General features: G+C 25.4%; 11 protein-coding genes and 4 tRNA genes. 3 read left to right on the forward strand and 12 right to left on the reverse strand.

Going from position 1 to position 15377, the window contains the following annotated elements:
- Window positions 1-34 precede the first annotated feature (34 nt).
- From rpoB to APCICUMA2628_RS00145, 11 genes are all read right to left on the reverse strand, one after another.
- A complete protein-coding gene (gene rpoB, locus APCICUMA2628_RS00095; RefSeq protein ID WP_154026985.1) occupies window positions 35-4066 on the reverse strand; it encodes a DNA-directed RNA polymerase subunit beta in 4032 nt (1343 codons plus the stop codon).
- Window positions 4067-4243: 177 nt separating this feature from the next.
- Window positions 4244-4612, reverse strand: coding sequence for a 50S ribosomal protein L7/L12 (gene rplL, locus APCICUMA2628_RS00100; protein ID WP_154026988.1), 369 nt, complete (start codon window positions 4610-4612; stop codon window positions 4244-4246).
- A gap of 47 nt (window positions 4613-4659) precedes the next feature.
- Complete coding sequence (gene rplJ, locus APCICUMA2628_RS00105; protein WP_154026991.1) at window positions 4660-5151, reverse strand: 50S ribosomal protein L10; 492 nt, start codon at window positions 5149-5151, stop codon at window positions 4660-4662.
- Between the two features lie 172 nt (window positions 5152-5323).
- A complete protein-coding gene (gene rplA / locus APCICUMA2628_RS00110) occupies window positions 5324-6013 on the reverse strand; it encodes a 50S ribosomal protein L1 (protein WP_154026994.1) in 690 nt (229 codons plus the stop codon).
- Between the two features lie 2 nt (window positions 6014-6015).
- Window positions 6016-6447, reverse strand: coding sequence for a 50S ribosomal protein L11 (gene rplK, locus APCICUMA2628_RS00115; protein WP_154026997.1), 432 nt, complete (start codon window positions 6445-6447; stop codon window positions 6016-6018).
- Window positions 6448-6520: 73 nt separating this feature from the next.
- Entirely contained in the window at window positions 6521-7063 is a 543-nt protein-coding gene (gene nusG, locus APCICUMA2628_RS00120) for a transcription termination/antitermination protein NusG (protein ID WP_154027000.1), read from the reverse strand.
- A 3-nt stretch (window positions 7064-7066) separates the two neighbouring features.
- Window positions 7067-7453: a preprotein translocase subunit SecE gene (secE, locus tag APCICUMA2628_RS02125; RefSeq protein WP_154027003.1), complete on the reverse strand. Its 387-nt coding sequence runs from the start codon at window positions 7451-7453 to the stop codon at window positions 7067-7069.
- A 238-nt stretch (window positions 7454-7691) separates the two neighbouring features.
- A tRNA-Thr gene (locus APCICUMA2628_RS00130) sits at window positions 7692-7765 on the reverse strand.
- A gap of 49 nt (window positions 7766-7814) precedes the next feature.
- Window positions 7815-7886, reverse strand: a tRNA-Gly gene (locus APCICUMA2628_RS00135).
- Window positions 7887-7892: 6 nt separating this feature from the next.
- Window positions 7893-7974 (reverse strand) — tRNA-Tyr (locus APCICUMA2628_RS00140).
- Window positions 7975-7981: 7 nt separating this feature from the next.
- A tRNA-Thr gene (locus APCICUMA2628_RS00145) sits at window positions 7982-8054 on the reverse strand.
- A gap of 484 nt (window positions 8055-8538) precedes the next feature.
- Here APCICUMA2628_RS00145 and APCICUMA2628_RS00150 point away from each other — a divergent pair.
- From APCICUMA2628_RS00150 to argH, 3 genes are all read left to right on the forward strand, one after another.
- Complete coding sequence (locus APCICUMA2628_RS00150) at window positions 8539-9420, forward strand: methylenetetrahydrofolate reductase (protein WP_154027006.1); 882 nt, start codon at window positions 8539-8541, stop codon at window positions 9418-9420.
- Window positions 9421-10277: 857 nt separating this feature from the next.
- Window positions 10278-11498 carry an argininosuccinate synthase gene (locus APCICUMA2628_RS00155; protein ID WP_154027009.1) on the forward strand — a complete coding sequence of 407 codons (1221 nt, stop codon included), beginning with the start codon at window positions 10278-10280 and terminating at the stop codon, window positions 11496-11498.
- 30 nt (window positions 11499-11528) lie between these two features.
- Entirely contained in the window at window positions 11529-12914 is a 1386-nt protein-coding gene (gene argH, locus APCICUMA2628_RS00160) for an argininosuccinate lyase (RefSeq protein WP_154027012.1), read from the forward strand.
- A gap of 524 nt (window positions 12915-13438) precedes the next feature.
- Here argH and rpoD read toward each other — a convergent pair.
- Window positions 13439-15280, reverse strand: coding sequence for an RNA polymerase sigma factor RpoD (gene rpoD / locus APCICUMA2628_RS00165; protein WP_154027015.1), 1842 nt, complete (start codon window positions 15278-15280; stop codon window positions 13439-13441).
- Window positions 15281-15377 lie beyond the last annotated feature (97 nt).

Consider the following 15377-nt stretch of genomic DNA (forward strand, 5'->3'; position numbering starts at 1 on the left):
ATTTAGTTTTAATATAGCTAAATATTTGATAATATTATTCATTATTTAGGTCAATATTGATACCTAAGGAACGTATTTCTTTGATTAAAACATTAAATGATTCAGGCATACCTGGTTCCATTTTGTATTTTCCACTAACTATATTTTTATACATTTTTGTTCTTCCATTAACATCATCTGATTTAACTGTTAACATTTCTTGTAGTATATGTGAAGCTCCGTATGCTTCTAATGCCCATACTTCCATTTCTCCAAATCTTTGTCCGCCGAATTGTGCTTTTCCTCCTAATGGTTGTTGCGTAATTAAGCTATATGATCCGGTTGATCGTGCGTGCATTTTATCGTCAACTAAATGATTAAGCTTTAACATATACATATATCCAACTGTGACTTTTCTTTCAAATTTTTTTCCAGTGCGTCCATCAAATAAAGTCATTTGTCCGGAAGTAGAAAAATTACCTATTTTTAGTAATTCTTTGATTTCCTGTTCATTAACTCCATCAAATACCGGTGTAGCAATTGGCATGCCATTTCTTAAATTTTGAGCTAATAGTAAGATTTCTTCGTCAGAAAAATTATTTAAATTAATTTTTTGATATGTTTTGTTTCCGAGATTATATGCTTTTTGCAAGAATTGACGAATTTTAAATATTTTTTTGTGTGTTTTTAACATTTTATTAATAACATTTCCAATACCTTTTGCAGCTAATCCTAAATGTGTTTCAAGAATTTGACCTAAATTCATACGTGATGGTACACCTAATGGATTCAATACAATATCTATTGGTATACCTTCATTATCGTATGGCATATCTTCAACTGGATTTATTTTAGATACTACACCTTTATTACCATGTCTTCCTGCCATTTTATCACCAGGTTGTATTTTTCTTTTCACTGCTAAATAAATTTTTACTATTTTTAAAATTCCGGGGGACAGTTCATTACCTTGTTTTATTTTTTTAGTTTTTTCTTTAATTTTTTCTATAAATTTATTTTTTAAATTTATATATTGTTTTTTTAACGTATTAATTTGATTACCTATTTCTGCTGTATATTGAATATTTTCTTTAAAGTAATGATCTAATGAAGTTATATTGAGATTATATTTTAGTTCTTGAGATTGTATGAGTATTTTTTTAACTTGGTAAATAAGATTAATTTCAAAAATTTTTAATTCTTTTGCAAGATCATCTTTAGATTTTTTTAATAGCATTTCTTCTATTTCTAGAGTACGTTGGTCCTTTTTGATTCCATCACGAGTAAATATTTGTACGTCGATTACAGTACCATGCATACCGTTTGGTACTCGTAATGATGAATCCTTTACATCTGATGCTTTTTCACCAAAAATTGCCCTTAATAATTTTTCTTCGGGTGTTAATTGTGTCTCACCTTTAGGAGTAACTTTTCCAACCAGTATGTCTCCATTTGAAACATCCGCGCCTACATAAATGATACCTGATGCGTCTAATTTTGATAATGCTATTTCTCCTATATTCGGGATATCAGCAGTTATTTCTTCAATACCTAGTTTTGTATCACGACATATGCAAGATAATTCTTGAATGTGAATAGTTGTAAAGCGATCATCTTTTACTACTGCTTCGGAAATAAGAATAGAATCTTCAAAGTTATACCCATTCCAAGGCATAAAAGCAACACGCATATTTTGTCCTAAAGCTAATTCTCCTAAATCAGTAGCAGGACCATCTGCTAAAACATCACCTTTTTTAATATCATCGTTAATGTTGACGCAAGGTACTTGATTGATACAGGTATTTTGATTAGATCTCATATATTTTTTTAATTTATATATATCTACACCCGGTTCACCTGATGAAAAATTAATGTTATGAACATGTACGACAATTTTGGAGGCGTCCACATACTGTATTTTTCCACTTCTTTTAGCAATAACAGTTACTCCTGAATCTATTGCTACTATTCTTTCCATTCCAGTTCCTACTAATGGTTTTTCAGATTTAATCATAGGAACGGCTTGTCTTTGCATATTAGCACCCATTAATGCGCGGTTAGCATCATTATGTTCTAAAAATGGAATTAAAGATGCTCCAACTGAAACAATTTGTTGGGTTGATACATCCATGTATTGCGCTTGTGTATTATTAAATAAACCAAATTCTCCTTTATATCGACATGTGATGAGATCATCTTTAAATTGTCCGTTTTTATTGATTTTTACATTAGCTTGTGCAATAATGTAATTACCTTCTTCAATAGCAGATAAATATTTAATATTTGACGTAACAATTCCATTTAATATTTCTCTATAGGGTGTTTCCAAAAATCCATATTGATTAGTTCTAGCATATATAGATAATGAATTAATTAGACCAATATTTGGTCCTTCTGGTGTTTCTACCGGACATACTCTTCCATAATGTGTTGGATGTACATCTCTTACTTCAAAACCTGCTCGTTCTCGTGTTAATCCTCCTATTCCTAATGCTGAAATTCTACGTTTATGTGTAATTTCCGATAATGGATTATTTTGATCCATAAACTGAGATAACTGACTAGATCCGAAGAATTCTTTTATTGCTGAAGAGATAGGTTTAGCATTAATAATATCTTGAGGCATTAATGTTTCTAAATCGCTTAGCGATAATCTTTCTCGTACTGCTCGTTCTACACGAATTAGACCTATTCTAAATTGATTTTCCACCATTTCACCTACTGATCGTACGCGACGATTACCTAAATGATCTATGTCGTCAGTTTCACCTTTCCCGTTACGTATATTGATTAATTTTTTTATTACATCAATAATATCTAGTGCATTTAGTGTTCCTGGGCCGGTTGTTTCATTACGATTTAATGATGTATTAAATTTCATTCTTCCGACAGGAGATAAATCATATTTTTCTTTGGAAAAAAATAAATTATTAAATAAATTTTCGGCAGCTTCTTTTGTTGGTGGTTCTCCTGGTCTCATCATTTTATATATTTCAATTAACGCGGCGCATCGATCTTTAGCGGAATCAATTTGTAATGTGTCTGAAATATATGATCTATGATTTTGATCATTTGTGAATAAAATAGATATTTTCGTGTAATTAAATTTTTTTATTTTTTTAAAGTCTTCTTTTGTTAATTTAGTATTTGCAGCAATAAATATTGATCCTGTATTCGGATCGATATAATCTTTACTTACTATTTTTCCATAAATATATTCTGATGGAACGTGTATTGATGTAATTTTATTTTTTAATAATATATTTATATGTTTTTGTGTTACTCTTTTTCCTTTTTTAATATAGATTTTGTTATTTTTTTTTATATCAAACGACATTATTTCTCCATTTAGTCGTTGTGGTATTAGATCCATAATAAGATTATTTTTTTTAATATGAAAAATATTATGTTTAAAAAATATTTTAAGAATTTTTTTAGTACTAAAATTTAAAGCATGTAATATCACAGTAATTGGCATTTTTCTTCGTCGATCTATTCGTGCAAAGATATAATCTTTAGCATCGAATTCAAAATCTAACCAAGATCCACGATACGGAATAATTCTTGCGTGATATAATATTTTTCCAGATGAATGAGATTTTCCTTTATCACTATCAAAAAATACACCTGGACTTCTATGTAATTGAGATACAACCACTCGTTCCGTACCGTTAATAATAAATGTACCATTATTTGTCATTAATGGTAATTCACCCATATATACTTCTTGTTCCTTAATATACTTAACTGCAGTATTTTTTGAATCTTTTTCGTATACAATTAATTGTAATTTCACTCTTAACGGAACAGAATAAGTAGCACCGTTTATTTGAGATTCTTGAACATTAAATAATTTTTTTCCTAGAGTATATGATACGTATTGTAATTCTGCATATTCGTTGTAACTGCGAATCGGAAAAATAGATTGAAATGCAGATTCTAATCCTTGGTGTTTATGTGTATTAGATTGAATAAATTTTTTAAATGAATCTATTTGGATAGATAATAGATAAGGAATATCTAAAATTGTTTGTTGTTTACCAAAGTTTTTTCGAATACGCTGTTTTTCAGTATGAGAGTAAACCATTAGCTCCTCAATTTATTTATTATGATAAATAATTTTTGTATATATTTAATATATAAATGTTTATAAAATAAAATAAAATATGTAGTATCTATGTATAATAAGAAAAACTGGTGACTTAATAATCACCAGTCACTCCAGTATGTCTATATATTTTTGTGTACATTTTAATGTTTGTTGTTATATAATTTCTGCTGTAGCACCAGCATCTATCAACATTTTATATAAATTATCTGCGTTTTCTTTTGTTATATTTTCTTTAATAATAGCAGGTGCTGATTCAACGAGATCTTTAGATTCTTTTAATCCTAATCCAGTAGTACTACGTATTATTTTAATAATAGAAACCTTATTTGATCCTATCGTCGTTAATTTTACATTAAACGATACTTTTTCTTCTTTTTTAGATTCAATAGAATCTTGTGGATTATGAGCTAAAACATTAGATGTGATGTCAAATTTCTTTTCTATCATTGAAACTAATTCCATAATTTCTTTTACTGACATTTCAGAAATAGCATTTAAAATTTCTTCTTTATTTATTAACATAATTATTATCCCTAAAATAGTCAAAATATATATAATATAATTATATTTTATATAGTTTTATGTCCAATATAATGGAGTAATCGTATCAATTTTCCTAATGATATTTCTTTCAATAAAAATATAAATTTAGTAACTGCTTCTGCATGTGTAGGCAGTAACGCTAAATTAATTATTTCTTTTTCTTTTAATAATTGATTTTCATAAACGGCATGTTTTATCTGAAATTTTTTATTTTTTTTATTAAATTGTATAAATATCCTGCTTGCGCTTCCCGGATGCTTAAAAGAAAATGCTATTAATGTCGGTCCGTTTAATACATTAATTATTTTATTAAAATTTGTATTTTTTAAAGATTTTTTTAATAGCGTATTTTTTACTAAATAAATTTTTACATAAGATTTTATAGCATTTTTACGTAATTGAGTTATTTTATTAACAGCAATTCCTGATGGATCTGCAGTAATAATAGATAATGATGTTTGCGCAATGTCATAAATTTTTTTAATTATATTAATTTTTTTGTTACGATTTAATGCCATTTTTTTTATCCTATTTGACGATTTATGTTTATAAATAATTATAAATAATTAATATTATAAATTTCAGGATAGAAGGCGTGTAATAGTTTATTAAATATTTATATACTGAATGTTATTTTTTTAAAAAAAATAAATATTTAATATGCTCGATATATTGAGTATATTAAATATTTTATAGGGATAGGTGATCAATGATAATACCCGGACTCATAGTCGTAGATATACTTATTTTTTTATAAAATATTCCTTTTAATTGATTCGGTTTAGATTTCATTATATTTTTATATAATGTTAAAAAATTTTCATATAATTGAATTTGAGAAAAATTTATTTTTCCAAAATTACTGTGTATAATACCATTTTTATCATTTTTATAATTTATTTTTCCTTTTCGAGCTTCTAGGATAGATTTTTTTAGATCGGTTGATATTGTACCAAATTTTGGATTAGGCATAATACCCTGAGGTCCTAAAATAGGACCTAATTTACCAACTAAATCCATAGTTTCTGGAGATGCGATAATTAAATCGAATTTAATAGTTTGTTTTTTAATAATTTCAGCTAAATCTTCCGTACCTACAAAATCTGCTCCATATTTATTAGCGACATCAATGTTTTTACCAGTCGTAAATACTCCAATTTTAATTTTTTTACCTGTTCCGTGTGGTAATAATATAGATCCACGAATATTTTGTTCAGATTTTTTAGGATTAATATTTACATGAAATGTTGCATCAACACTTTCTATAAAATTAGCTAGTTTCATAGTTTTTAATATTTTTATAGCTTCATGAAGGGAGTATATTTTTTTTTTTTTTATTTTTATGAGATTCACTTGCATTTTTTTTGATATTTTTTTCATAGTTATTCCTGTATTACTGTAATTCCCATTGATCGAGCTGTACCTTCGATGGTTTTAGCTATTTTATCAATGTTGGATCCAGTCATATCTGTCATTTTTTGTTTTGCAATTTCATATATTTGATTTTTTGTAATTTTTGCAATAATTTCGTGTTTAGGTTTTTTGGATCCACTTTTAATTTGTAAACATTTTTTTAATAAAACTGAAGCAGGTGGTGTTTTAATAATGAATGTAAAAGTTTTGTCAGAATAAACAGTAATAATAACTGGTGTAGGAATTCCTTTTTCTAAATTAGAAGTTTGTAAGTTAAAATTTTTACAAAATTCCATGATATTTAATCCTTTTTGTCCTAATGCTGGACCTACAGGTGGACTAGGATTGGCCATACCAGATGGAACTTGTAATTTTATATAAGAGATAATTTTTTTATTCATGATAATGCTCTTTGTTAAGATATATGAATTTTTTATATTTATAAGTTTAATAATATAAAAATATTTTTTATATTTAATATTTTTCTACTTGATCGAAACTAAGTTCTACGGGAGTAGATCGTCCAAATATAGATACAGAAACTTTTAATCGATTTTTTTCATAGTCAATAGTTTCAACGATTCCATTAAAATCTGAAAAAGGACCATCGTTAACACGAATATTTTCACCCGGTTCAAACATTTTTTTTGGTCGCGGTTTATCACCAATTTTTTTTAATTTATTTAAAATAATATTTATTTCATGAGTACTTATAGGTGTTGGTTTTTCAGAAGTTCCGCCTATAAATCCTAATACTTTCGGTAAGCTTTTAATTAAATGCCAACTATCGTTATTCATAATCATTTCAATTAAGATATATCCTGGAAAAAATTTATAATCACTTTTTTTTCTTTTACCTTTCCGAATTTCAATTACTTCTTCGGAAGGTACAATGACTTTACCAAATATATCTTTCATTTTTTTAATTTTTTCATTATTTATGATTGAAAGTGCTACTCTATTTTCAAAACCAGAAAAAGCTTGTAAGACATACCATTTTTTTTTATCTATGTGCAATTTTTATAATCTCGGTGTTAGTATTCGAGATATGATACGAAGTATTAATCCGTCAAATATCCATAAAAATATAGACGTTAATATGATTAATAATAGAACTATCCCGGTTGTTTGTAATGTTTCCGTATAAGTAGGCCATGTGATTTTATAAAATTCTAATTTTATATCTTTTATAAAAATAATTGTTTTTTTTCCAATATTGGTATTGAAAAATATGCTACCTAATAATATACAGAATATATTAAAAAATATTATTTTTATCAGTTTTGAGGATTGATGGATAAAAAAAATATAGTTAAAAATGATTAAAATAAGGATAACAGTTATACATAACCACTTTATTTTTTCAGCGTGATTCATATATGTTGTATATATTTTGTGAATATGCATAATTATAGCGCTCTGATAAAATGAATATAGTAATTTTAAAAATTATTCAAATAAAATTATTTATATAAAAAATATAACATGAGTATTTTTATTTTTATAAAAAATAAAAAATTATTTTAGTACATTACTATTACAATAATTAATAATAAAAATATATTTTATTTTAAATATAATTAATAAATAAAGCGCGATTTTTGATTTTTTTGAATATTTAATAGAGTATAAACAGTATGATTTGTGCTGACACCTAGATTTGAACTAGGGACCTCATCCATACCAAGGATGTGCTCTATCCGACTAAGCTATATCAGCGGTATTCTATTATTTTAATATAATTTTTTATTTTTATTAAAAAATTAATAGCGGTCAGCGGGAATTGAACCCGCATCATCAGCTTGGAAGGCTGAGGTAATTGCCATTATACGATGTCCGCTTTTTGTGGTGGGAGAAGGATTCGAACCTTCGAAGTCGATGACGTCAGATTTACAGTCTGCCCCCTTTAACCACTCGGGAACCCCACCAATATTTTGCCGGCTACCGGAATTGAACTGGTGACCTACTGATTACAAGTCAGTTGCTCTACCTGCTGAGCTAAGCCGGCTTATTTATACACAAATTTCGATGTATAATAAATACATATATTATAAAAATTTTATGTTATTATAATAAGAATTTATTTAAATTGTTATTATAATAACATAAAAATATTTTTTTATTTTTAATAATAACATATTTTTTATAAATATAAAACTATTTTTATAATTTTATATATTTGAATTATTTAAATTATAGTTATTATTTATAATATTTAATTTATTAAATTATTTTAATAAGAAGTCTTATTTATATAGCATATAATATTTGTGTATATAATTAATATATTCTAGATATATTTATCATTTAAGAATATAAAATAATTAAAATAAAAATTTTTACTAATAATTATTAATATTTACAGGGAGATAGTAGATTATCTATTTATAAAAAGTTTTTTTATATATTTTTATGTAGCTTGTTATGTTGAAAATGATGTTATTATATATTTATAATAACATTATTTTATTGATTATAATCAGGATATATATATGATAAATATCATCAAATGCAATAACGAAAAATATAATTATGAATCTTATCATTTAAAAAATAAAATTAGAATTTCGTTTGAAGTATTTCCGCCTAAAGATGTTATACTAACAAAACAATTATTTCATTCTGTTCAAAAGTTAAATAAATGTAATCCTGATTTTTTTTCAGTTACAAATAGTATATATTCTAAAAATCGTGATGAAACATTTCTTATTGTTAAAAAAATACGTTCTTTAACTAATAAAACTGTATTTGCACATTTTACTACAATTGGATATGATGAATCTGATATTAAAGCTATAGCAATGAAATATTGGAATCATGGTATTAAAAACATCATTGCATTGCGTGGTGATTTACCTGTTCAATATACTAAAAAAATAATATATGCAAGTAACTTAATTAAATTGTTAAAATCAATTAATAATTTTGAAATTTTAGTTGCTGCATATCCTGAATTACACCCTGAATCTAATAGTCTAAAAGATGATTTAAATAATTTAAAATATAAAGTTGATTTAGGTATTACACAAGCTATTACACAATTTTTTTTTAGCATCGATAAGTTTTTAAAATTTCGTGATAATTGTAAAAGTATGGGTTTAGCAATATCTTTAATACCTGGTATATTGCCAATTTTAAATATTAATCAATTACAGAAATTTGCTAATATGACTAATGTTTATATTCCACGATGGATTTTTGATTCTTTTCATGAATATGAAGGTGATTACGATAAATGTACTACCTTGAGCGTTAATATTGCAGTTAATTTAATTGTCCGTTTATATCACGAAGGTGTTAAAAATTTTCATTTATATACTTTAAATCAATCACATTTAAGTTGGAAAATTTGTTATCAATTAGGTTTAATTTAATTAATGAATTAATTAAATAAAATGTAAGATAATTTTATTTTAATATTATTATTATTAATAATATTTTATTAAATAAATATTTAATATTTTTGTAGTATATAGCAATTATATATATTTTTTAATTCACTGAACAGTAAATTTTTATGTATTAAATGGTATTAATAAATTAATTTTATAATTATTAATATAGAATAATGCTTGTATTCTAAAATACCATGACTAAAAAATTTATTTAACGTATAAAGACTATTTTTTTTCGATTAAAGATTAATTATTAATTATTTTTAATAATATTCTTAATACATGCATATAAAGAATAATAATTATATTGGTTAAAAATAAATATAATATATTTTATATTTTAATATGCTATATATAGCATATTAATTAGATAATAAAAATTATTGGAATAATAGTTAAAAATTATGTAAAACACGAATATATATGAAAGTTATTCATGGTTTTTGAGTATATATGCCATTTCTTTTTTTTTGTTCAGCTGTTTTGGTGGTATATAGTTATATTTTAATATTAACTCGATTGAATTAATTAATTTTTTAAATGAGAGTCTATTATTTATAGATAGTTATGTAAAAAATTATTTATTCACAGTGAAATAGTATAAAAAACGATATTTAATATATAGTAAATATATGAATTTTTTATTTGTAAATTGAATATTTTAAAAGATTTAATTACTAAATTAATATTTATGTCGATTTTCTGTGATTTTAGTTTTTAAATAAAGTGACTAAAAATAGATAATTTGTATAGTTTAAATGATTTTTTAAATTATGTATAAGAAAATTCAATAGATGTTGGGATTATAGAGCGTAATTGATAGGTTTATAAAAAATATGAAAAATAATAATGCTAATAAAACAATAGTTTTAGCATATTCTGGTGGATTAGACACTTCTGCTATTATACCTTGGATTAAAGATCATTATAAATATGATGTTATCGCATTTGTTGCTGATATCGGTCAATCTGAAAAAGATTTGTATAATATTAAGAAAAAAGCAATTTTATCTGGAGCATCTGATTGTTATATTGCTAATTTAAAAGATGAATTTGTAACAAAATACATATTTCCTATGTTAAAAATTGGTGCTATTTATGAAGGACAGTATTTGCTAGGAACAGCTATTGCTAGACCGTTAATTGCTAAAGCTCAGATAGATTTTGCTAATAGAATTAACGCAATCGGATTAAGTCACGGAGCTACAGGAAAAGGAAATGATCAAGTTCGTTTTGAGTTAGCGTATGCTGCTCTTAATCCTTCATTAAAAGTTATTGCTCCTTGGAGAGAATGGGATTTTCAATCTCGAGAAGACTTATTACAGTATTTATGTCATAAAAATATTGCTACTGATGTTACTAAAGAAAAAATTTATAGTCGTGATGAAAATATATTTCATGTATCAACTGAAGGAGGGATTTTAGAAAATACTTGGAATGCTACTGATAGTACGTGTTGGGTTTGGACAAATAGCCCATATGATGCACCAGATAATCCAGTAAAAATTCATTTACGTATTGAAAAAGGCTGTGTAATAGAAGTTAATCATAAATCTTTGAGTCCGTATGAATGTTTAAAAAAATTAAATTATATAGGTAGTGAACATGCTATTGGTCGAGTAGATATTGTTGAAAATCGTCTTATTGGTATTAAATCAAGAGGTTGTTATGAAACTCCTGGTGGGACAATTATTCACCATGCTTTAAGAAGTTTAGAGCAACTAGTATTAGATAGAGATAGTATGTATTGGAAAAATAAAATCGCACTAGATATGGCGTCGGTAATATACGATGGCAAATGGTTTACGCCTGTTAGACAATCTCTTCAAAAATCTTCAGAGATGTTATCTAAGAGTATTTCTGGTGAAGTAGTGGTGGAATTATATAAGGGTTCGGTACGTATTTTACAGAAAAAATCACCAAATACATTATATTCTGAAGAATACGCTACTTTTAATAAAGATCAGGTATATAGTCAAGTAGATGCGCAGGGTTTTATTCGTTTATTTTCGTTATCGTCACGTATCCGTGCATTAAATACTAAAAATAGCATTTAATACATTGATAGTGTATTTTGAGGTAAATATATGTCTCTTTGGGGTGGAAGGTTTACTAAGTTATCTCACGTGAAATTTAAAAAATTTAATAATTCTTTAAAGGTAGATTATCGATTAATAAAAGATGATATTAAATCTTCTATAGCATGGTCGAAAATATTAATAGATATTCAGATATTAACAAATAAAGAACAAAAATTAATTGAAACAACGTTAAATAGTATTTTAAAGAAATATAGTAATAATATTACGGATATATTAGAGTCAGATTCTGAAGATATACATAGTTGGCTAGAAACTATGTTAATCAATAAAATTGGTGAATTAGGAAAAAAATTATATACCGGAAGAAGTCGTAATGAACAAATTGCTACTAATTTAAAATTGTGGTGTAAAAGAAAATCGAATGTTATTTTAAAAAAAATTATTAAATTACAACGTATTTTTCTAAATCAAGCGTGTTTACATCAAGATACTATTATTCCCGGTTATACACATTTACAACGAGCACAACCTATTACATTTGCATATTGGTGTTTAGCTTATATAGAAATGTTGGAAAGAGATCGATTACGAGTTTTAGATGTAATGAAATATTTAAATTTATCGCCATTAGGATGTGGAGCTATTGCAGGAACATCATGGAATATTGATAGAAAAAAATTAGCATTATTAATGGGTTTTTCAGATAGTACAAATAATGCATTAGATAGTGTATCTGATAGAGATTTCATTATAGACATGTTGTCAGCAGCATCTATTAGTATGATGCATTTATCTCGTTTTTCGGAAGATTTAATATTTTATAGCTCCGGTGAAGCTTGTTTTATTGAATTGTCTGATTCAATCACCTCAGGTTCTTCATTAATGCCTCAAAAAAAAAATCCAGATATTTTAGAGTTAATTCGAGGAAAATGTAGCGGTGTGTATGGATCACTACATTCTATTTTAATTTTACTGAAAGGATTACCGTTATCATATAATAAAGATTTACAAGAAGATAAACAACATTTATTTCAAGGTTTAGATATTTGGGACGAGTGTTTAGAAATGTGTGGCGTCGTATTAAATAATATTCATATACATAAATTACGAGCGAAAAAACTAGCTCGGGAAGGTTATAGTAATGCTACAGAATTAGCGGATTATTTAGCAATAAAAGGGGTTTCGTTTAGAGATGCTCATCATGTTGCAGGAAATATAGTAATGAAAGCTATTTCTCAAAATAAATATCTTGAAGAGTTAGATTTATTAACTTTTAAAAAATATTGTCCGCTAGTTGAATCCGATATATATCAATATCTAACTTTAGAATCGTGTTTAGAGAAAAAAGATGCAATTGGGGGAGTTTCTAAAAGACAAGTGCAAAATTCATTAAATTTGATAAAAGAGCGACTATATCATATAGATTCATAAAAATATATTTTATAAAAAATTTTTATAAAAAATTTTATATATCACGCGATGTTTTAATATCGCGTGATATATAAATATATATTTTAATATAATTAAATTATTAAATATATATTTATATAAATATTTTTATTATGTTATAATATAAACTATAAATAAAATTTATATAATTTTTTTGGAATGCTATTACATTAATAATAAATATTAGTTATTAACTAACATAAATCTATTATAGGTATATATGTATTAATTAATTTTATATGTATAAAAATTATGAATTTTTAGTATATATAAGCATTTTAAATATATTACTTAATAAATTTTTTATTTTATTAAAGATAATAATAATGTGTCATAAAAAAATTGTTTAATTAGTGTTAATATTTTAATAATTTTAAGAAAATGTATACAAATAAATATTTATTTAAATATAAATTTTTGTTTATAGAAGTTGTAGATTTTATATCTATGATTAATATGGTACGATAGTATATATATACTTTTAATATATCAATACAAATACAAAATTACGAGTTATCTAAAAAACTTTTTAATATTTCTGATCGACTAGGATGTCTTAATTTTCGTAATGCTTTAGCTTCAATTTGACGTATTCTTTCACGTGTAACATCAAATTGTTTACCTACTTCCTCTAATGTATGATCAGTATTCATGTCAATTCCAAATCTCATTCTTAATACTTTAGCTTCTCTTTCAGTTAACCCAGATAAAACATCATTAGTAATAGTTTTCAAACTTTCAGATGTAGCGGATTCTAACGGTAATTCTAGATTAGTGTCTTCAATGAAATCACCTAAATGCGCATCATCGTCTTCTCCGACAGGAGTTTCCATAGAGATCGGTTCTTTTGCAATTTTTAATACTTTTCTAATTTTTTCTTCCGGAATTAACATTTTTTCTGATAACTCTTCGGGAGTGGGTTCTCGGCCAGTTTCTTGTAACATTTGTCTAGAAATTCTATTTAATTTATTAATTGTTTCAATCATATGTACAGGAATTCTAATTGTTCTTGCTTGATCAGCGATAGATCTCGTGATAGCTTGACGTATCCACCATGTTGCGTACGTAGAAAATTTATATCCGCGCCGATATTCAAATTTATCAACAGCTTTCATTAATCCAATATTACCTTCTTGAATAAGGTCTAAAAATTGTAACCCTCTGTTTGTATATTTTTTAGCAATAGATATTACTAATCTTAAATTAGCTTCAACCATGTCTCTTTTAGCTCTTTTTGCTTTCTCTTCTCCTAATAATATACTTTTATTAATTTTTTTAACTTGTTTAATAGTTAAACCTGTTTGCTTTTCAATAGTTAGTAATTTTTGTATACTATTTTGTATATCGGGTTGTATTAAGTTTAGTTTATAAAACCATGATTTTTTTTTATTAATTGCTATATTATACCATATAGAACGAGTTTCGTATTGACTAAATATTTTTATAAAATGTTTTTTAGGCATATGACATTTTTCAGTGCACAACATCATAATTTTTTTTTCTTGTAATTTAATTTTTTGAATTATTTTTCTCATATTTTTTACTAAATAATTAAATTGTTTTGGAACCAATCTAAATTGTTTAAATATTTTAGATAATTCATGAATAGCTTTTATAGAGTCGTGATGACTTCTATTTTTTTTTATAATAGTGTTATTAGTAATATAATATTGGTTTTTTAATTGTAAGAATTTTTTTTTTGCTAGTACGGGATCGATATGGTTATAATCATCGACTTGTCCTTCTGTTGGTTTAGTATTTATTTTTTTTTCAGTATTAGAATTAGATGTAAAAGATAACGGTTTTTCTGAGGAATTAGGTATTTTAGCTTCTATTTTCGGATCTATAAATCCTGTAATTAATTCTGATAATCTCATATCTCCTGATTTTACTCGATCATATTGTTTTAAAAAATATAAAATAGATTTAGGATATTCAGAAATTGAACATTGTACTTGATTAATTCCTTCTTCGATTCTTTTTGCAATTTTTATTTCACCTGCCCGTGTAAGAAGTTCTACAGAACCCATTTCTCTCATATACATTCTTACGGGATCGGCTGTTCTGCCGATTTCTGTTTCGACATTTGATAATACTTGATCAGTAGCTTCTGCTGTATCTTCGTCTGTATCTATGGGTGTTTCTTTAATAATAATTTCTTCTATTTCTCGTGCTTCTTCCACTACATGAATACCTAAATCTTTTATCATTTGTATAATATTTTTAATTTGATCAGAATCTGTAATTTCATTTGGGAGATGATCATGTACTTCTGAATATGTTAAGTATCCTTGTTCTTTTCCATGGGAAACTAATAATTTTAGTTGTGATTTTGGTTTTTTTTTCATAAGACGATATCCGTTTATATTGATAAATTTATCTAAAAAGTAAATAATATATGCTTATTGAAATAAATAATTAATATTATTTAATAATATTTTATAT

Origin of the sequence: Buchnera aphidicola (Cinara cuneomaculata), from assembly GCF_900698865.1 — a bacterium.
Taxonomy (GTDB): domain Bacteria; phylum Pseudomonadota; class Gammaproteobacteria; order Enterobacterales; family Enterobacteriaceae; genus Buchnera_F; species Buchnera_F aphidicola_AA.